This window comes from Arthrobacter globiformis (assembly GCF_046536215.2).
Taxonomy (GTDB): Bacteria; Actinomycetota; Actinomycetes; order Actinomycetales; family Micrococcaceae; genus Arthrobacter; species Arthrobacter globiformis_E.
Genome location: NZ_CM143421.1, coordinates 269,318 through 289,060, shown reverse-complemented (window position 1 = coordinate 289,060; position 19,743 = coordinate 269,318). Strand labels below are relative to the sequence as shown.

Below are 19,743 nucleotides of genomic sequence, written 5' to 3'. Positions count from 1 at the left end.
GGCCGGTATCCTTGGTACGGCGTCACCGCACTGCGGGCCCGGCGCCGCATCAAAGCACCATCGCACCAACGCAAGCAAAAGGAATACACCGTGGCAGAAGACGCTCGCGACCGCAGGGACACACAGTCCGGCCAGGACCTGCCCCAGTACCATGGGGTTCCGGCCAACGCGCTTCCGCTGACCGCCAGCGAGGACCGGCAGTGGGCGACCCTCGCGCACTTCGGCGGCATCCTCGGCTGTGTTCCGGCGCTGCTGATCTACCTCATCTTCCGCGACCGCGGCCCGTTCACCGCGCAGGAGTCCAAGGAAGCCCTCAACTTCACCCTGCCGCCGACGATCGCGGCCTTCGTGGCCAATCTGCTGGTGCTGCTTCCCGTCGTCGGCAACCTGTTCGCCGTCGTGGCCACCCTCATCTGGATTGCGCTGACCTGCTTCGCGGTGTCCGCCGGCGTCCACGTCAACAAGGGCCAGCCGCACCGGTACCAGTACAACCTGCGCTGGATCAAGTAGCCGCCTGATAGGGTAGCCAAAAAGCAACGCGGGGTCACTTACAGCCCAATGTCCCTACCGGATGGGGCTGTAAGTGACCCCGCGTTATTTTGTCTGTGGTGGGCCCAGCGCATGTAGGCCAGTCAGTCCGGCAGGAGCCTGCGGACCACGGCGTCCGCCAGCAGGCGGCCCTTCAGCGTGAGGATGAGGCGGCCCCGGAAGGCGTCCTCCGGCACCACGAGGCCGTCGGCGATCAGCCCGGCCACGGCCTTCTTTCCGGACGGCGCGAGGGCAGCAGTTTCGAGGCCCGAGGAAAGCCGGGCCTCCAGCATGACCTTTTCGACACCCCGGGTTTCGCCGTCGAGCGTTTCGCGTCCTGCCGCCGGCGAGACGCCTGAGCCGAGCCGGCCGGCATAGGCGGTGGGGTGCTTCACGTTCCACCAGCGCACCCCGCCAACATGCGAGTGCGCGCCCGGGCCGATGCCCCACCAGTCGTCCCCGCGCCAGTAGGCGAGGTTGTGGCGGCACGCCTGCTCCGGCGTCGCGGACCAGTTACTGACCTCGTACCAGTGCAGGCCGGCCTCGGTGATCATCCTGTCGGCGAGTTCGTACTTGTCGGCGTGGTCGTCGTCGTCGATTTCCGGAACTTCGCCACGGCGGATCTGGGCTGCGAGCTTGGTGCCGTCCTCAATGATCAGCGCGTAGGCGCTGATGTGGTCCGGTTTGTAGGAGAGGGCGGTTTCAAGCGAAAAGCGCCAGTCATCCATCGATTCGCCGGGCGTGCCGTAGATGAGGTCCAGGCTGACGGCGAGTCCGGCGTCGCGCGCCCACTGCACCACGAGCGGGACGCGGCTCGGGGTGTGCGTGCGATCCAGGACCTTCAGCACGTGTGGTACCGCGGACTGCATGCCGAACGACACCCTGGTGAAACCGGCGTCCGCAAGCAGCTGCAGGGATTCCGGCGTGACGGAGTCCGGATTGGCCTCCGTGGTCACCTCGGCACCGGGTTCGATCCCCCAGGTGTCGATGGCGGCACGGAGGATCCGCGCCAGGTCCCCGGCCGGCAGAAGCGTTGGCGTGCCGCCGCCGAAGAACACGGTGCTCAGCCTGCGGGGAGGAAGGCCCGACTCCTCAAGGACCCGCGCGGCAAAGTCCACTTCGGTGATGGCGGTGGAGGCGTATGCATCCTGGGACGCGCCGCCGCCGAGCTCGGTTGCGGTGTAGGTGTTGAAGTCGCAGTAACCGCAGCGCACCGCGCAAAACGGGATGTGCACGTACAGCCCGAAGGCCCGGTTGGCCGCACCGTCCGCCGCCTGCTGCGGCAGTAGACCGTCCGATGGCGCGGGGTCACCCAGGGGAAGAACGCTAGGCATGCGTGCGGCCTCCGGTGGTTCGGGCCACGGTCATCACTACTTCTTGGCCTTGTCCTTGGATTCGTCGGTGGTGAGGGCTGCGATGAAGGCTTCCTGCGGCACTTCCACGCGCCCCACCATCTTCATGCGCTTCTTGCCTTCCTTCTGCTTTTCCAGCAGTTTGCGCTTACGGGAAATGTCACCGCCGTAGCACTTGGCGAGAACGTCCTTGCGGATGGCGCGGATGGATTCACGGGCGATGATCCGGGAACCGATGGCGGCCTGGATGGGCACCTCGAACTGCTGGCGCGGGATGAGTTCGCGCAGCTTGCCGGTCATCATCACGCCGTAGGCGTACGCCTTGTCCTTGTGGGTGATCGCGCTGAAGGCGTCTACCTGTTCACCTTGGAGCAGGATGTCCACCTTGACCAGGTCGGCGACCTGTTCGCCGTCGGCCTTCCAGTCCAGCGAGGCGTAGCCGCGCGTCTTGGACTTGAGCAGGTCGAAGAAGTCGAAGACGATCTCGGCCAGGGGGATCCAGTAGCGGAGCTCCACGCGGTCCTCGGACAGGTAGTCCATGCCGCGCATCTGGCCGCGGCGGCCCTGGCAGAGTTCCATGATGGCGCCTACGAATTCATTGGGGGCCAGAATGGTGGCGGCCACCATGGGCTCCTGGACTTCCTTGATCTTGCCCGCGGGGAATTCGCTGGGGTTGGTTACGGTGACGTGGCTCTTGTCCTCGAGCGTGACCTCGTAGACGACGTTCGGCGCGGTGGAGATCAGGTCCAGGTTGAATTCGCGCTCGAGCCGCTCGCGGACAATTTCCAGGTGCAAGAGGCCGAGGAAGCCCACGCGGAAGCCGAAGCCGAGGGCGGCGGAGGTTTCCGGTTCGTAGACCAGGGCTGCGTCGTTGAGCTTCAGCTTGTCCAGGGCGTCGCGGAGCACCGGGTAGTCGGTGCCGTCGAGGGGGTAGAGGCCCGAGAACACCATGGGCTTCGGGTCCTCGTAGCCGCCGAGGGATTCGGAGGCGGGCTTGGCCAGGTTGGTGACGGTGTCGCCAACCTTGGACTGGCGGACGTCCTTCACACCCGTGATCAGGTAACCCACCTCGCCGACGCCGAGGCCCTTGGAGGGCGTTGGCTCCGGGGCGCTGACGCCGATTTCCAGGAGTTCGTGGCTGGCCTTCGTGGACATCATCTGGATGCGCTCACGCGGGTGGAGCATGCCGTCCACCACGCGGACGTACGTGACCACGCCGCGGTAGGTGTCGTAGACGGAGTCGAAGATCATGGCCCGGGCAGGTGCTTCCGGGTCGCCCACGGGTGCAGGCAGGTCGCGGACGATCTTGTCCAGCAGCGCCTCGACGCCCACGCCGGTCTTGCCCGATACCAGCAGGACATCCTCGGGGTCGCCGCCGATGAGGCCCGCGAGTTCGGCCGCGTACTTCTCCGGCTGCGCGGCCGGCAGGTCGATCTTGTTCAGGACCGGAATGATGGTGAGGTCGTTTTCCATCGCCAGGTACAGGTTGGCCAGCGTCTGGGCCTCGATGCCCTGCGCGGCGTCGACCAGGAGCACTGCGCCTTCGCAGGCGGCGAGCGAGCGGGACACCTCGTAGGTGAAGTCCACGTGGCCCGGGGTGTCGATCATGTTCAGGGCGTAGCTCGTGCCGTCGAGTTCCCAAGGCATGCGGACTGCCTGGGACTTGATGGTGATACCGCGCTCCCGCTCGATATCCATGCGGTCCAGATACTGCGCCTTCATGTCGCGCTGCTGCACGACGCCGGTGAACTGCAGCATCCGGTCGGCCAGGGTGGACTTACCGTGGTCAATGTGCGCGATGATGCAGAAATTCCGAATAATGGCCGGATCTGTCGCGGCGGGCACCGGGGCGGTGCGGGCCATGGGAGACACGCAGGGTCCTTACTGTTGGCATTTCAGCGGCGTTGTTCAGGCTGAACTCTGGCCATCCTGCTGCCTGCCGCAATATCTGAACCTCTAGTCTCCCACGTCCCGGGCGCTGGCAGTACATTTTGCGGCGCCCGCACACCCGGATGTCCGGCAGCTCCGGAGCCCGCGCCGGTATGGTGGCCCGCATGGCTTTGAACTTCCCCTCCATCACCGGCGCCGTCCGCGCCTCGCTCCGGTTCCTCGGCGTACTGAAGCAGCCGGCGGTCCGCGCTCCGGCGCGCACGCGTACTTCGACCTCGCGCACTCCTTCGCCAGCCCGGGGCAGGGCCGGAAACGCAGGCCGGCTCCCGGCCGGCGTCACAGGTACTTACCCGGGCGACTTCACCGGCACCGCAACACTGCGCTACTCCCCCTCTCCCGACGGGCGCCCGGACCCCGGCGAGATCGTATGGACCTGGGTTCCCTACGAAGAGGACTATTCGCGCGGCAAGGACAGGCCGGTCCTCCTGGTCGCCAGCCACGGGCGGTATCTGCTGGGCCTGATGCTGACCAGCAAGGACCATGAGGGCCACCCGCGTGCCAGCCTCGATTACGTGGACATCGGCACCGGGCCGTGGGACAGGCAAGGCCGCCCCAGCGAGGCCAAACTGGACCGCGTCCTGCAGATCCACCCGGCCGATATCCGGCGCGAGGGGTCGGTGCTGGACCGGAAGAAGTTTAGGCTGGTGGCGGACGAGTTGCGCCGGCTGCACGGCTGGCAATAGCAGCGGCGCGCCGTCCCCGCCCTGAATGGCCACACATGGCTCCGACCTGCTAAGATTCATAGCTGTGTGTCCGTGCAGGTCGACGGTCACTGATGGCTGGCCGCCATAGGTATCCCCACGCCGCTCAGTCAAGGCCAGCTTGAAAGCCCTCTAGACCATTTCCGCATTACAAAGAGAGTTCACACGTGGCAAATATCAAGTCCCAGAAGAAGCGCATCCTGACCAACGAGAAGGCTCGCCTGCGCAACAACGCAGTCAAGTCCGAGCTGAAGACGGCCATCCGCGCCGTCAACACCGCCGTTGAGTCCTCCGACAAGGACGCTGCTACTACTGCGCTCGTTTCTGCCAGCCGTAAGCTGGACAAGGCTGTCAGCAAGGGTGTTCTGCACAAGAACAACGCTGCAAACCGCAAGTCGGCGATCTCCAAGAAGGTCAACGCACTCTAAGGTTTTCCAGTTCATCTGAACTGATGCTTGTGGCCGGCACCATTGGTGCCGGCCACTTCTCTTTTAACTTGCGACGGCGGGACTGCCGGCGGCGGCCGCGGCCCCTACTGAGTCCCGCGACTGCCGAACCGTCCCGCGTCCGGTGCCGGACGCCGTTCCCGACGCCGGGCTACCGCCCGCGGGCAGCGGCCGCGATCACCGTCACAGCGTGTTCCACCGCGTAGACCGGATCACGCGATAGGCCTTTGACCTGGGCGTCGGCTTCGGCCGTGACCTGGATGGACCGTGCCAACCCCTCCGGTGTCCACCTCCGGACGTCCCGCTGTGCCTGCTCCACCAGCCACGGCTGCATTCCCAACTGCTTGGCGATCTGCGCTGCCGAGCCCTTGGCACCGGCGACCTTGGCGACTGTCCGCAGCTTCGCCGCCAGTGCCGCCACCAGCGGCACCGGGTCGGCGCCGGTGGCCAGCGCATGCCGAAGGGTGGACAGAGCCACAGGCCCGTTGCCTGCCATCGCGGCGTCGGCCACCTTGAAGGCCGTCGCCTCGACCCTGCCGCCGTAGTAGCGGTCGACCATGTCAGCATCAACGGCGGTGGAGGCGTCGGCTATGAGCTGGCTGCACGCCGCCGCCAGTTCGGACAGGTTGGCGCCAACCGCGTTGACCAGGGACTGGACTGCCTCCGGCGTGATCCGCCTGGCGGCCGCCTTGAACTCCGCCGTGACGAAGGCGGTCTTTTCCGCGTCCTTCTTCAGCGGCTGGCAGTCGACAGTCGGCCATCCCCCGGCCTTTACGGCGTCGAGGAGCTTCTTGCCGCGGGTTCCGCCGCCGTGCCGGAGCACCAGGACAGCGTCCTGCTCCACGTGCTTGAGATAGGTCAGTGCGTCGGACAGGAAGGCATCATTCATCGCTTCGAGGCCGTCCACCTCGATCAGCTTGCTCTCACCGAACAGCGACGGGCTGACATTCATGGCCAGTGCCCCGGCCTCGTACGAGCCGGCAGTGAGCCTGGTGATTTCGACGTCTGGCGCGGCCGCGCGCACCTGGCTCCGGACACGGTCCATCGCGCGGATGCCAAGGTACTCCTCGGGACCCGTAATCAGGACGACCGCCGCAGGGGCCACGTCCCGCCACGATGCCGCATTGGCTGCGGCCGTCTTCGGTCGTTGCTGGGCAGCGGCCACTGGTGATTCCTCCCGGAGTTCAGATTGCAGACTCTAAGTCTCCCATGATCGGTGGGGCCGGCGCGGCGGAGCGTGATCTCCGGCAGCCGGTCAAGGACACGGACAATGCCAGCGTGCGCGGCGAGAACCAGTTTGATGGTTCTCGTGGGATGGGCGGCCATCCACATGGCCAGCAATGTCACAACGGAGAACAGCAGCATGGTCAGCAATCCGAATACGCCTTCCGGCCAGGGCGGCGCGGCACCAGGAAGACCGGCGGTGAACCGGGCGATGGCTGCCACACCGCCGGCAAAGAAGCCCGCCACGCCGATCGGAACCGCCGACAGCCATGGCGCGAGGGGCAGGAGGGCCACGGCAGCCGTGCCCAGGATGGTGACGGGTGCTACGAGCGGGGCAACAAGCACATTTGCCAGCAGCGAGTATGTCGAAAACTGGGGCTGCAGCATCACAATGACGGGTCCGCACAGCACCTGGGCCGACAGGGGCACGGCTACAGCTGCGGCTGCCCAACGAGGCACGCTTGATGGAAACCAGCCCATGACGCAGCGGCCCAGCACAATGATCCCCAGGGTGGCGAGGACGGAGAGCAGGAACCCGAAGCTGACGCCCAGTTCCGGCTCCACGAGCAGCAGGGCAATCACGGCCAGGCAAAGGAAACTGAGTCCCCGGCCGGCCCGGCCGCCTGCCAGGGATGCCACCGCAATCGCACCCATCAGCGATGCCCTGAGCACGCTCGCATCGGGACCCACCATGAGGACGAACAGACCGAGGCCAGTGAGGGCGACGGCTGCGGCCGGAATCCTGGCTAGGCGGAGTGAACGTGCCGCCAACAGCAGAGCGCCAAGTATCAGGCTGCAGTTGGCGCCGGACACCGCCGTCAGGTGCGTGAGGCCCACGGTTTTCATGGCTGTCTCGAGCCCTTCGTCGAGGCCGCCGGTATCGCCTGTGACCATGCCCGGGAGCAGGCCCTTCGGGTCGGGGGCCAGCCATGCCGAGGCCGAGGCGAACCTCTTGCCCAGCGCGGCCGGCGCCTGCTGCCAGTCCTGCGCTGCTGCGAGCCGGGCGGGCGGTGATGACGCAGTCAACATCGCTGCCTCCACGCGGCCCGGGTCCGGAGGCCGGAGTTTTCCGGTGACCCGGAGCAACTGGCCGGTGCCGGCATGCTGCCATTCCTGCCCGCCAATGATGACCACCGGCAGTTGGGCGCGCGTCACCTGACCGCCAGAGGTCAATGATCGGGCCACCGCCCCCACTGCCCAGCGTTCGGCACGGCCGGAGGGGCCGGGCGTCTTGAGTGCTCGCGGAGACCCGGTGATCTCGGCTTCGGCCACAACTGACGCCCGCCCGGCGATCAGTCCTGCCACCTGCTCGTCGTGGCGCTGGGCCGACGGCACTGCAGAATGGGCAGTCGACGCCGCTGCAAGCATGAGAGCCGCCGTGAGGGTGGTCAGGAAACTACGCCGCCAGTGTCTTCCGGCCTTCTTCCTCCGCAGAAGCATTGCAAGCAACACTCCGGCACACGCGCCGAGACTGCCCCACATAAGCAGAAGGCCGCCTGGTGTCAGCCAAGGCCCGGCGACAGTGGCGGCCCACACGAGCAGTGCGGCCGGTGCAAGGCGAAGATCGGTTCGGCGCCGGTTAGGTTCGGATCCAGCCGCGTCCTGCTCGTCCGGCAGCAGACGACGCCGGACGTCCGCGCGGATTTTCTCCCCGAGAGCGCTCACGGGACCAGCCCGGGACGGAGACCGAGACGGCAGTGATTCCGTCGGGGCAGAATCACCGGAGCCGGACTCACCCGGCGTGGAGTCGGCCCTAGGGAACTCCACTGCCGCCTGGACATACCGGTGCCATCGGCTGGGCGCGCGTCCGGTCCTGCCCTCCATGTCAGACGGTCACCAGCGGTAGCAAGGCTTCCAGCATTTTGGGCCCGACTCCGTCCACCGCATCCAGTTCCTCGGGCGACTTGAAGGGTCCCTGCTGAGTGCGCCAGTCGACGATGCGCTGTGCCAGCACCGGGCCAACCCTCGGAAGCTCGCCGAGTTCCTCCACGGTAGCGGTGTTGAGGTTGATCTTGCCGCTGGCACCATTTCCTGCAGGCCCGCCGGTTCCATTGGCCGGGGTGCCGCCCGCTCCCGAAGCGCCGGCCGCGCCAGTTTTGTCCGGTGGCGCGGCACCGGTCGTGTCGGCCGGTTCCGGCGCGCCGCGGCGCGGTACGTAGATTTTCTGGCCGTCTTCCAGCGGGGTAGCGAGGTTAAGGCGGTCGAGGTCGGCCTCCGGGCGGGCGCCCCCGGCGGCGGCGATGGCCTCATGTACCCGGCTTCCGCGCGGGAGCCGGACCACTCCCGTTTTCTTCACCGCCCCGGCGACGTGCACCACGACGTTCCCGGCCGCCCCGTCACTCTTCGTCCCGTCAGAGCCATCACCGTCACCGTCTTGCCCGTCAGTGTCTTTGCCCTCAGTGCCTTTCCCGACTCCACCTGGCTCGCTGCTTTCCGTGCCGCTGCCGTCAGATGTGCTGGTGGCCGGTTTCCCCGCCGCATCGTGGGTCACTGAGCTGAGCGGAAGGACTTCAGGTCCGTTGGCGGCCACCTGCCACCAGAGCAGGGCCCCGGCAATCAGAGACAGAACGCCCACCAATGCCGCGGCACGAATGCCCAGGCGCCAGCGGAACCGCGGTTCAGCCACTTCCCCGGACACCGCGGACTCGGCGGAACCGGCCTGGCGGCTATAGGTAAAGCCGCCTCCAGTTCCCGCCTCCAGCAGCCCGGTGGCACCGCCGCCGGGCTGCTGGTTGGGCTCTTCATCACAGGTAGGACCGGTATTGCCCGTAAGACCCGGGGTGGTGGGAGGTCCGAGTGAGGCGGCCAGTCGTCTGGCTGTCCGCCCATCTGTTGTCCTGCCCTGCATGTGCCGACGTCCACCACCGGAGTGCCCCGGGCCTGGACGCCCTTCGCCAGCGCGCGGCTGAGCGCTGGCTGAGTCTCCAGCGGTCCGGCGTGACATATCCACCACGCTAGGAAACGGTCTGCCTTCCCGACAGTCCCCTCATGCCCTATGTGGATTGCGACATGTGGACAGCGCCGCTAGCGCTGATAGGTGATGTACGCCTCGTACTGCACTCGCCATTTCTCCGGCTCTTTGGGATCCGGGATGGTGGTGGTCAGGAACTGGACGCTGGTGACCTGGCCCTTCAGGTATTTCAGCCATTTTGTGACTTCGTCGGCCACATCCCGGTCCAGCTGGGCGACGTGGTGGACTTGCATGGACATGAGAGCCTCCTTGCTCGGTGGGGAGACTGTACTACCGGCTGTCGGGCACTGCTAGGGCACGAGAAGTGGGCGGCGGTTGGGGCGGCCCAGCAAGGGCAGGCCCTGCGGGGACACGGCAAGTGGCAGGGGGTTGCGGCGGCGCGATAGGGGCAGGCGTTTTCCTAGGCCGCTGTGGATGACCAGTAGGGCCATGGATCGACCGGCAGCGGTGGTTCAGGGACGCCGAAAGCCATCGGGCTCCCGACCCCGTCAAGGTCCTCGGGGGCTTCCAAGGACGCGTGGCCCGGATCCCAGGCGAGTCCGAACTGGCCATCGAGCTCGTCGAAGCCATCGGAACCGTCTGGCCACTCCGGAGGGTCGGGCCAACCGCGCGGCTCCGGATGGTCCTGGATTGGTGGCGGTTCCTGCCATCCAGGCGGAAGTCCCCAATCTTGGACTAGCGGTAGTTCTGGCAAGGTGGGTGGTTCCCAGTCCTGATGCTCGGCCGGATAGGACCGGCCCATGGGTGAGATCCAGCCCGGCGGGGCGTGGCGGGTGGCGCCGACCGGCTGCCACGCCGTGGAGTGTTTGAGTCTGTGGTGTTTGGGGCAGGGTTGGCCGAGGTTGGCGACGCCGGTGCCGCCGCCGTCGGCCCAGGCGAGGATGTGGTCGGCGTCGTTGTCGAGGGAGTGGTTGTTGCAGTTGGGGAATGTGCATTTGGCGTCGCGGAGCCGCAGCCATTGGCGCAGTGGTTTGGTCAGCCGGTAGCTGGTGCGTCCGATCTCCAGCGGCGCCCCGTCGCGCGGGTCGGTGAGGACCCGGAGGAATGAGGTTGCGCCGTCGGCGACGAGCCGGCGGGCCATGGACGGCGGGATCGGCCCGTAACCATCCAGCGTGGCCGGTTCTTCGGACAGGCCGAGCAGCGAGAACACCGGCACCGTGACCAGGACCTGCGCCTTCGGGGACGGAACATCAACCCCGCCATCGACCCTCTGGGCCGGTTCAAGCGACCAGCTGGCGAACGCGTCGGCCCGGAGCTGGGTCAAAGTTCGGCTTTCGGTCGGGCCCTGCGCGGCCCGGGCTGCGGCCGTGGTGCGGTTCCAGATCCCGGCCGCCTGGTCCGCGGGCAGATAGGCCGACAGCCGGGCCATGCCGTCCCGGTCCGGGGCATACTCCAGCCGCCGGTCCTCCACGCTCTTGTGGTGGCGTTTTTCAATGCTGACCGGATGATGCCGTTCCCGCCAATACCGTGCCTTCGCCCGGAACCTCGCCGGCGTCAGTTCCCCGGCCGGGCAACCCCCCGCGTACCCGGGTTTGTCCGGGTCCAGGAAATGCGCCTCAAACACCGCCGCGGCTTCCGGCGCCAGCCCGTCCGTTTCGTCGCACATGATCCGCCCGTGCTGCCACAAGATAGCTCCTGACCCGAGCGCGCCCAGCGCCAACGGCAGATCCTTGGTAAGTTTTGGCGGATTCGACCAGCAACCGCTCCGCCGCCCCTTCACTGACGGTCAGGACGCCAGCCACCTCAGCGGTCACCGACATCCGCCGCACAGTGCGGTCCTGCGCGGACGCCCCCGGCGGAATCATGGCCTCCTCCTCCGCCACGAAACCGGCAGCGAGCTGAACCTTCACCGCGGCCAGCCGCGCCTCCATCACAGCCACACCGGCCAGACCCCTCCAGGCACGCATCCGCCTGATCCCCCAACGGATCCGCCTCATCTGGATCCGTCTCATCGGACAGCGGGGCCGGACCCGGAACAACCGCCCGACGCAGCTCAACAGCCAGCGAAAGAGCAGAGGCACCGATGGCCTCCAACGTCTCCGCAACCACTGCGTTATCCATACCCACACCATGACAGGGGCCACTGACAATTTGAGGGTGGAAAGCGCACCACAGACGGGCAGGATCGAAAAGTTTTTTTGATCCGCTCCAGAACGAGAACCAGGTAGCAGCACAGGGCGTTCCCAGCGCTGAGAACGCCCTCAGCTGCTACCTAGTTGCAGAACCTTCAGGCCCACCGGCCTTGGAGGGGGCCGCGAGGCAACCCGCCACGGACGAGCTGCTCTCCCCCACGATCACCGCGAGGACGCCAAGTCCGGCGTGGGCGGCCAAGACGGCAGGCAGCGAGCTGATCTGTGCAGGCGGAAGGGCCGGGAGCTTCGCCGCCAGCCGGGCCGCGAGCATCTCGGCCTCGGGCCGGTTGCCGAAATGGTGGATGGCCAACCGGGCCTCCCCCAGCGGCCGGCCCGCGGCCTCCGCCACCACGATCTCCTCAAGCCGGGCAATGGCCTTCGCCGCAGAGCGGACCTTTTCCAGCGGTACGATCTTGCCGCCGTCGACCGCCAGAATCGGCTTGATGGCCAGCATGGCCCCGACGAGCGAAGCCGCAGCCCCGATGCGCCCGCCGCGCCGCAACTGTTCCAGGCTGGGCACATAAAAAAACACCTTGGACCGTGCCGCGCGCTCCTCTGCGAGCCGGCGCACCTCACTGGCATCGCGGCCGTCCGCCGCTGCCACCACGGCGCTCTGGACGGCGAGTCCCTGCGCCATGCCCACGGTGCGGGTGTCGAGCACCTCCACGGGGATCTTTACCCGGCCGGCGGCGAGGCGGGCGGCGTCTGCGGTGCCGGACAGTCCACCGGAAATATGGATGGACACGACGGATTCAAAGCCCTGCCGTTCGGCGGCCAGGTACGCCTGCTCAAACTGGCCAGGTGACGGCCGGGATGTCTTGACGGGCGTTGCGGCGGCCAGCGCCACCGCGATGGTCCCGGCGATGTCGTCCTCGCCCTCGCCATAGATCTCCTCCCCCACCATGACGGGCATGGGGATGACTGCCAGGCGGCCGTTGATGGAGAAGGCCCGTACCCAGTCGGCGGGCAGGGCCGCGGCCGAGTCCGTGACCACGGCGGTACGGACGACGACGGCGGGCTCGCCCGTGGGCGGGACCTGGCCAGGCCTGGTGGCCTGGCGGAGGCGGACCAGGTGCTCCTTCAACCACAGCCAGGCTGCCGGCTCTCGGTCAATCACGGCGCAACCCCCTGCAGTTATTTCTGACCGCCGGCGGTGCCGGCGGCCAGAACCCGGCCACTCAGTCGTCCATTAACCCTGCTAGGCCGGGACGATGTTCACCAGTTTAGGTGCCCGCACAATGACCGTCCGGATGCCGCGGCCGTCGAGGGCGCGCTGGACATTCTCGGAGGCCAGCGCCAGTTCACGCAGCTCGTCCTCAGAGATGGACGGTGAGACCTCGAGCCGGTCCCTGACCTTGCCCTGGACCTGGACCACCGCGGTGATGGTCTCCTGCACCAGAAGGGCATTGTCGTGGGACGGCCAGCCGGCGTTGGCGACGGATGCCGGGTGTCCCAGGACGTTCCACAGGTCTTCCGCCGTGTAGGGCGCGAAGAGGCTCAGGATGACGGCCACGGCCTCGGCCGCTTCACGCACGGCCGGATCGGCGCCGCCGGCACCGGAGTCGATGGTCTTCCGCGTGGCGTTGACCAGCTCCATCAGCTTGGCCACCACGACGTTGAACTTGTTGTTGTCCAGAAGTTCCGCGGCGTCCGCGATGGTCCGGTGCGTGACCGAGCGCAGCGCGCGGTCGCCGGTGCTGAAGTCAACGCCCGGGGCGCTGGACACGTCCTGGCCGAGGCGCCAGGCGCGGGCCAGGAACTTCGCAGAGCCCGACGGCGAAACGTCCGCCCAGTCGACGTCGTCCTCCGGCGGGGAGGCGAAGATCATGGTGAGACGGACGGCGTCCACGCCGAACTTGTCCAGCTGCTCGCCCAGGTCAACACCGTTGCCCAGCGACTTGCTCATGGCCTTGCCGCCGTTGAGCACCTGGCCCTGGTTGAGCAGGGCGCTGAAGGGCTCGTCCGCCGCCAGCAGGCCCATGTCATGAATGACCTTGGTGAAGAAGCGGGCGTAGAGCAGGTGCAGGATGGCGTGCTCGACGCCGCCAACATACTGCCCGACCGGCATCCAGTCGTTGATCTTCTCGGGATCAAAGGGACCGTCGGTGTAGTGGGGGGAGACGAAGCGCAGGAAGTACCAGGATGAGTCCACAAACGTGTCCATGGTGTCCGTGTCCCGCTGGGCTGCGCGTCCGCAGTTCGGGCACTCGACGTTGACCCATTCTGCTGCCGCGGCCAGAGGCGACGTGCCCCTTGGTGACAGCGCCTCGCCGCGCAGGTCCTCGGGGAGGGTAACCGGCAGTTGCTCGTCAGGCACGGGCACTTCCCCGCACTCGGCGCAGTGGATGATGGGGATCGGGGTACCCCAGAAGCGCTGGCGGCTCAGCAGCCAGTCACGCAGCCGGAAGTTGACGAACTTCTCGCCGGTGCCCTGCTCTTCGAGAATCCTGATGGCCTCCGGGATGGCGTCCCCCTTGGGCAGACCGTCCAGGGCGCCGGAGTTGATGAGCCTGCCCTCACCCGCGGTTGCCTTGCCCGAAACTGCAGGGTCCTCCTCGCCAGTGTCCAGCACCGCGCGCACAGGCAGGCCGAACTCCTTGGCGAAGTCGAGGTCGCGCTGGTCGTGGGCGGGGACGGCCATGATGGCGCCCGTGCCGTAGTCGGCCAGGACGTAGTCAGCCGCCCAGACAGGCAGCCTTTCACCGTTCAGCGGGTTGATGGCGTAGCGGCCGGTGAACACGCCGGTCTTTTCGCGTTCCGTGGACTGGCGCTCAATGTCCGAAAGGGCCTTCACCTTTTCCCGGTAGGCCATCAGCGCGTCGTGGTGTTCCGGGGTGACCAGGTCCAGGGCCAGGTGCGCATCCGCGGCGACGACGAAGAACGTGGCGCCGTACAGGGTGTCCGGACGGGTGGTGAAGACAGTGACTTCACGCTCGGCGCGTCCGTCAGACGCCTCGATCACGAACCGGACGTGGGCGCCTTCCGAGCGGCCGATCCAGTTTCGCTGCATCGCCAGAACCCGCTCGGGCCAGTGCCCCTGCAGCTCGGACATGTCGTCCAGCAGCCGGTCCGCATAGTCGGTGATCTTGAAATACCACTGGTTCAGCGACTTCTTGGTCACTGCCGTGCCGCAGCGCTCACAGGCACCGTTGACAACCTGCTCGTTGGCCAGCACGGTGAGGTCCTTGGGGCACCAGTTGACAGGTGAGTCCTTGCGGTACGCGAGCCCGCGCTCATAGAAGCGCTTGAACAGCCACTGCGTCCAGCGGTAGTACTCCGGGTCGGAGGTGTGCAGCCGGCGGGACCAGTCAGCGGAGATGGCGTAGCGCTTGAAGGAAGCAGCCTGGGTGTCGATGTTGGCGTACGTCCACTCGCTCGGGTGGGCGTTGCGCTTGATGGCCGCGTTTTCCGCGGGGAGTCCGAACGAGTCCCAGCCGATCGGGTGCAGCACGTCGTAGCCCTGCTGGCGCAGGTAGCGGGCCACCACGTCGCCCATGGCGAACGCCTCGGCGTGGCCCATGTGCAGGTCGCCGGACGGGTACGGGAACATGTCCAGGACGTAGCGGCGCTCCCGGGATCCGTCGTCGGCGGGGGTGAAGACCTTCAGGTCTTCCCACACCTGCGGCCACCGGGCCTCCATCGCCGCGAAGCTGTACGCACCCTCTTCGGGCGTCTCCGCTCCACCTGCTGCTGTTCCGGTTTCGGTCTCCGGCTGAACGCTCACTGCTGCCCTCTTCTGTTCTGTCATGACCTCTGTCCTGTCATAACGGTCTGATCCCCGCCGCCTGCCGGGAAGGTCTCCCCTGACACACAAAAGCCCCTCGACATGGAGGGGCGGCCGCTCGATAATCCGTATTTGTTCGGGATACCAAGCGGCTAGCTAAGCAGAAGGATCGCACGCATACCCCTACTTTAGCGCACCCCCATCCCCCTCCCGGCACCCGAAGCCCAGTCGCCACGAGCGGCAGAGTTCCCCGCAGGCATACGCAGCGGAAGAGAGGAGGCCGCACCCCGCCATGGTGTGGTGGGCCGCGCGGGGGCCCCCGGCTGCGAGGGCCCCGACACGAGCTTGCGAGTGTCAGGGAGCAGCCGGGGACGGGCGGGCGGGTGCGGCCTCCTCTCTGAAGCGGCACGCGTAGGCAGCTAGCGGATGGCTACCGAACGTCCTCGTCGACCCAGTCCATGGACTTGGTGACGGCCTTCTTCCAGAGGCGCAGCTGCCGTTCCCGCTCCTCCGTGTCCAGGTTCGGCTCCCAGCGCTTGTCCTCGGACCAGTTGGCGGACAGCTCGCCGAGGTCCTTCCAGAAGCCGACGGCGAGGCCCGCCGCATATGCGGCGCCCAGCGCCGTGGTTTCCACCACCTTCGGGCGGATGACCGGCACGCCGAGGATGTCCGCCTGGAACTGCATGAGGGCATCGTTGGCGACCATGCCGCCGTCGACCTTCAGTTCCGAGAGCGGAACGCCCGAGTCAGCGTTGACCGCATCCAGCACCTCGCGGGTCTGGAAGGCCGTGGCCTCGAGTGCGGCCCGGGCGATGTGGCTCTTGTTTACGAACCTGGTCAGGCCCACGATGGCGCCGCGGGCATCCGAGCGCCAGTACGGCGCGAAGAGCCCGGAGAACGCGGGCACGATGTACACGCCGCCGTTGTCCTTGACCGAAGCGGCGAGGGATTCCACCTCGGGGGCGCTGCTGATCATGTTGAGGTTGTCCCGCAGCCACTGGATGAGCGAACCGGTGACGGCGATCGACCCTTCCAGCGCGTAGTGCGGTGCCGCGTCGCCGAGCTTGTAGCCGACGGTGGTCAGCAGCCCGTTCTTGGAGTGGACGATCTCCTCGCCGGTGTTGAAGATCAGGAAGCAGCCGGTGCCGTAGGTGTTCTTGGCTTCGCCGGTCTCGAACGCGGCCTGGCCGAAGGTGGCCGCCTGCTGGTCGCCGAGGATGCCGGCCACCGGGACCTCCCGCAGCAGCTGCGAGGTGTGGACCGTGCCGTAGACCTCGGAGGAGGACTTGATCGCTGGCATCATGGACGCCGGAACACCGAAGACACCCAGGATCTCCTCGTCCCACTGCAGCGTGTCGAGGTCCATGAACATGGTCCTTGAGGCGTTGGTGACGTCCGTGACGTGCACGCCCCCGTCCACCCCGCCGGTAAGGTTCCACAGCACCCAGCAGTCGGTGTTGCCGAAGACCAGATCCCCGGCCTCCGCCTTCTCCCGCGCGCCGTCGACATTGTCCAGGATCCACTTGATCTTGGTTCCGGAGAAGTAAGTGGCCAGCGGCAGCCCCACCTTCTGCTTGAACCGCTCGGCTCCCCCGTCCCTCGCCAGCTCGTCGACGATCGGCTGGGTCCGGGTGTCCTGCCACACGATCGCGTTGTAGATCGGTTTGCCGGTGGTCTTGTCCCAGACCACCGCCGTCTCGCGCTGGTTGGTGATGCCGACGGCGGCAATATCGTGCCGGGTCAGGTTCGCCTTGGACAGGGCGGAGCCGATCACCTCGCGGGTGTTGTCCCAGATTTCCGTTGGATCGTGCTCCACCCAGCCGGCCTGCGGGAAGATCTGCTCGTGTTCCATCTGGCCCGAGGAAACGATGTTGCCGCTCTGGTCGAAGACGATGGCGCGGGTGCTGGTGGTGCCCTGGTCGACGGCGATTACGTATTGGCTCATGATGACGTCCTTGTCGTTGTGCTTGCGTTTGAACAGATGTGGCTATGGATATGGTTTTCGGAGCTGGGCGCCGCCTAAAAGGGCGCCGTTCGGATCAGGCGCCCTTCGGATCAGGCGCAGAGGCTCAGGTGGCTGCTTTGAACACGATCGGCAGCAGCCCCACAAGGCCGGCGAGGATGCCGCCAATGAGCGGGCCAACCACCGGAATCCAGGAGTAGCTCCAGTCGCTGGACCCCTTGCCCTTGATGGGAAGCACGGCGTGCGCGATGCGGGGACCGAGGTCACGGGCGGGGTTGATGGCGTAGCCGGTTGGTCCGCCCAGGGACACACCGATGCCGACGACGAGCAGGGCCACAGCCAGCGGGCCAAGACCTGACGGCGTTCCGCCGAAGGTGAGGATTACGAAGACCAGCACAAAGGTGCCGATGATTTCCGTGATCAGGTTCCACGGGGTGGAGCGGATGGCCGGGCCGGTGGAGAAAACGCCGAGTTTGTTGGCGGGCTCCGGTTCGGCGTCGAAGTGCTGCTTGTGTGCCAGCCAGGTGACCACGGCGCCCAGGAATGCGCCGAAGAGCTCGCCGCCGTAGTAGGTCAGTGTGGACGCGAAGTCGACCGGAACGCCGGGGGCATATTCGGCCTTGCCGTTGACCAGCAGGCCTGTAGTGACGGCCGGGTTGAGGTGGGCGCCGGAGCGGGCGGCGACGTACACGCCGGCGAAGACGGCGATGCCCCACCCCCACGTGACCATCAGGAATCCTCCGTTGTTGCCCTTCGTGCCTTTGAGCGCCACGTTGGCCACCACGCCACAACCCAGCAGGGTCAGCATGGCGGTTCCGAAGACTTCGGAAAGAAAAACCAATCCAAGAGACATCTTTGACTCCTCTATTTTCTGTTGTCAGTCCTTCGCGTGTTTGAAGGACGGTTTCCCGCTAAGCGACGAGGCTGTGGACCTCGACGCCGTGGTATCGCTTCAGCACCTCCTGGGCGTGGTTGATTTCGGCGGCAACCCCTGCCGCGTCCCAGCCGAGCGGCTCGGCCAAGGCCTCGGCGACTTCGTTCAGCAGTTCCCCGGTGACAAGGCCGCGGAAGGCGAGCGAAGTGCGGCGGATCAGCACGTCCACCAGGTGCCCGACCTGTTCGTGGGCCGCCATGAACTGCAGTTCCCTGACGCTGAGCTCCCGGGTGGAGCGGAGCAGCCGGTCGGGACCGGCATCGAGATAACTGATCACTTCCTCAGCGCGCGTGCCGTACCTGGTGAGCAGGCCGGCTGTCCGGTCCGCGTCGCGGGTGGCGGTCATGTGCGCCTTGATCCACCTCTGGATTCCGGCTTCGCTGTCCGGGAATCCGGCGCCGCCGCCGATGGCGAGCTTCGCCGTCGAAGTTTTCCGTTCCAGTCCCAGTTCGGCGAGGACGTCGCCGGCCAGGTGTTCGGCCAGGGCGCGGAAGGTGGTCCACTTGCCGCCCACGAGGCTGAGCACGACGGCGCCGCCCTCCCGGGCGTTTGATTCGTGTGTGCCTGTTTCCGGGGCGGTTGCTTCCGGGGCACGCCGTTCGATGCGGTAGTCCCGCGACACGAACCCCGGCTGGGTGGCGTCGTGCCGCGGCAGCGGACGCACGCCCGAGAACGTGTAGACGATCTGTCCGCGGTTGACGGCGATGTCCGGGAAGACGTGGCCGATGAGGTCGAAGAAGTAGTCGATCTCCTCTTCGGTGCAGACGGCGTCCTGGGACATGTCGGCGTCGACGTCGGTGGTTCCCACCAGCACGCGGTCACCCATCGGGTAGATCAGCACGATCCGGCCGTCGGTGTGTTCGAAGAAGATCTCGCGCCCCCTGCAGGCAGCCAGCAGGCCGGGGTGGTCCAGCACGATGTGCGAGCCCTTGGTCCCGCCCATGAAGGTGGTGGGTGCACCCATGGCCTGGTTGGTGAGGTCGACCCATGCGCCGGTGGTGTTCACGATGACGTCCGCGGTGAAGTCGAACTCCTCGCCGGTCAGCTGATCGCGGAGAACCGCGGTGCTGGAACCGTCTCCGTTGGACCTGACAGACGCCAGCGCGAGGTAGTTGCTGGCTCTGGCTGTATTGTGTGCGGCGCCCGCCTTCTCGCCGTCCTGCAGGACATCCAGGGTGAGCCGCTCCGGGTTGTGCACGGACGCATCGAAGTAGGTCGCGGTGTATTTGACGCCGGGATGCAGCATCGGAAGTTCGGCCAGCGCCTTGCGCCGGGTGCGGAACTGGTGGCGCGGGACGCTGCCGCCGTCGCGGGAGAAGGAGTCATACAGGCTCAGGCCCAGCTTGATCAGGAACGCCCCGCGCTCCTTCGGCGTGCCCTGCTGCTTGTGCGTCAGGAACCGCAGGGGCGCGGCCAGGACACCGGAGAAGGTGCTGAAGATCGGAATGGTGGTCTGCAGCGGTTTCACGTAATGGGGCGCGATCCGCAGGAGCCGGTTGCGCTCAACCACGGATTCCCGGACCAGCCGGAATTCGCCGTTTTCCAGGTAGCGGATGCCGCCGTGGATCATATGCGACGAGGCGCCGCTGGCTCCCTGGCAGTAGTCGCCGCGTTCCACCAGCGCCACATCAACGCCCTGGAGCGCGAGATCGCGGAATGTTCCGACGCCGTTGATGCCGCCGCCGATGACCAGGACCCGGGCGTTGGGCCGCTGGCGCAGCCGCGAGACGGAGTGGCGCTCCGCACCGGGGGCGGCTGCACTGTTGGTATGGCCGAATGAATCCTTGAGTCCCAAATCTGCTCCTTTGGGTTTGGTTC

Annotated in this window: 14 protein-coding genes and 1 pseudogene; 3 read left to right on the top strand and 12 right to left on the bottom strand. The window is 66.9% G+C overall.

Annotated elements, in window-relative coordinates:
* Nucleotides 1–90: 90 nt before the first annotated feature.
* A complete protein-coding gene (locus R5O87_RS01385; RefSeq protein ID WP_003800826.1) occupies nt 91–510 on the top strand; it encodes a DUF4870 domain-containing protein in 420 nt (139 codons plus the stop codon).
* A gap of 122 nt (nt 511–632) precedes the next feature.
* Here the strand turns inward: R5O87_RS01385 and hemW are convergent, their stop codons facing one another.
* Together hemW and lepA are read right to left on the bottom strand one after the other, a co-directional pair.
* Entirely contained in the window at nt 633–1,862 is a 1,230-nt protein-coding gene (gene hemW, locus R5O87_RS01380; RefSeq protein ID WP_410556076.1) for a radical SAM family heme chaperone HemW, read from the bottom strand.
* Nucleotides 1,863–1,898: 36 nt separating this feature from the next.
* Nucleotides 1,899–3,752, bottom strand: a complete 1,854-nt coding sequence (gene lepA, locus R5O87_RS01375) for a translation elongation factor 4 (protein ID WP_410556075.1) — start codon at nt 3,750–3,752, stop codon at nt 1,899–1,901.
* A gap of 182 nt (nt 3,753–3,934) precedes the next feature.
* Here lepA and R5O87_RS01370 point away from each other — a divergent pair, with 182 nt between their 5' ends.
* Together R5O87_RS01370 and rpsT are read left to right on the top strand one after the other, a co-directional pair.
* Nucleotides 3,935–4,513, top strand: coding sequence for a type II toxin-antitoxin system PemK/MazF family toxin (locus tag R5O87_RS01370; protein WP_410556074.1), 579 nt, complete (start codon nt 3,935–3,937; stop codon nt 4,511–4,513).
* Between the two features lie 185 nt (nt 4,514–4,698).
* Complete coding sequence (rpsT, locus tag R5O87_RS01365; protein WP_111903413.1) at nt 4,699–4,959, top strand: 30S ribosomal protein S20; 261 nt, start codon at nt 4,699–4,701, stop codon at nt 4,957–4,959.
* Nucleotides 4,960–5,128: 169 nt separating this feature from the next.
* On the opposite strand, the gene holA is transcribed toward rpsT, so the two are convergent.
* The 10 genes and pseudogenes from holA to R5O87_RS01315 form a co-directional block, all read right to left on the bottom strand.
* The gene (holA, locus tag R5O87_RS01360) at nt 5,129–6,142 is read right to left on the bottom strand and encodes a DNA polymerase III subunit delta (protein ID WP_410556073.1); all 1,014 of its coding nucleotides are present in this window, start codon (nt 6,140–6,142) and stop codon (nt 5,129–5,131) included.
* Nucleotides 6,058–7,569: a ComEC/Rec2 family competence protein gene (locus R5O87_RS01355; protein ID WP_410556072.1), complete on the bottom strand. Its 1,512-nt coding sequence runs from the start codon at nt 7,567–7,569 to the stop codon at nt 6,058–6,060. Before R5O87_RS01355 ends, holA begins: the two co-directional genes overlap by 85 nt.
* Nucleotides 7,570–8,026: 457 nt before the next feature.
* Nucleotides 8,027–9,049: a helix-hairpin-helix domain-containing protein gene (locus tag R5O87_RS01350; protein WP_410556071.1), complete on the bottom strand. Its 1,023-nt coding sequence runs from the start codon at nt 9,047–9,049 to the stop codon at nt 8,027–8,029.
* 176 nt (nt 9,050–9,225) lie between these two features.
* On the bottom strand, nt 9,226–9,411 hold the full coding sequence (locus R5O87_RS01345; protein ID WP_307103089.1) for a hypothetical protein: 186 nt from the start codon (nt 9,409–9,411) through the stop codon (nt 9,226–9,228).
* 161 nt (nt 9,412–9,572) lie between these two features.
* Nucleotides 9,573–11,233, bottom strand: a pseudogene (locus R5O87_RS01340) (HNH endonuclease signature motif containing protein).
* Nucleotides 11,234–11,380: 147 nt separating this feature from the next.
* Nucleotides 11,381–12,421 (bottom strand): DegV family protein, encoded by a 1,041-nt coding sequence (locus R5O87_RS01335; protein ID WP_410556070.1) that lies wholly within the window; start codon nt 12,419–12,421, stop codon nt 11,381–11,383.
* Between the two features lie 81 nt (nt 12,422–12,502).
* Nucleotides 12,503–15,028 carry a leucine--tRNA ligase gene (gene leuS, locus R5O87_RS01330; RefSeq protein WP_410556186.1) on the bottom strand — a complete coding sequence of 842 codons (2,526 nt, stop codon included), beginning with the start codon at nt 15,026–15,028 and terminating at the stop codon, nt 12,503–12,505.
* A 430-nt stretch (nt 15,029–15,458) separates the two neighbouring features.
* The gene (gene glpK / locus R5O87_RS01325; RefSeq protein ID WP_410557007.1) at nt 15,459–16,973 is read right to left on the bottom strand and encodes a glycerol kinase GlpK; all 1,515 of its coding nucleotides are present in this window, start codon (nt 16,971–16,973) and stop codon (nt 15,459–15,461) included.
* A gap of 124 nt (nt 16,974–17,097) precedes the next feature.
* Nucleotides 17,098–17,844, bottom strand: coding sequence for an MIP/aquaporin family protein (locus R5O87_RS01320; protein WP_410557008.1), 747 nt, complete (start codon nt 17,842–17,844; stop codon nt 17,098–17,100).
* Nucleotides 17,845–17,902: 58 nt separating this feature from the next.
* Nucleotides 17,903–19,720 carry a glycerol-3-phosphate dehydrogenase/oxidase gene (locus tag R5O87_RS01315; protein ID WP_410557010.1) on the bottom strand — a complete coding sequence of 606 codons (1,818 nt, stop codon included), beginning with the start codon at nt 19,718–19,720 and terminating at the stop codon, nt 17,903–17,905.
* Nucleotides 19,721–19,743 lie beyond the last annotated feature (23 nt).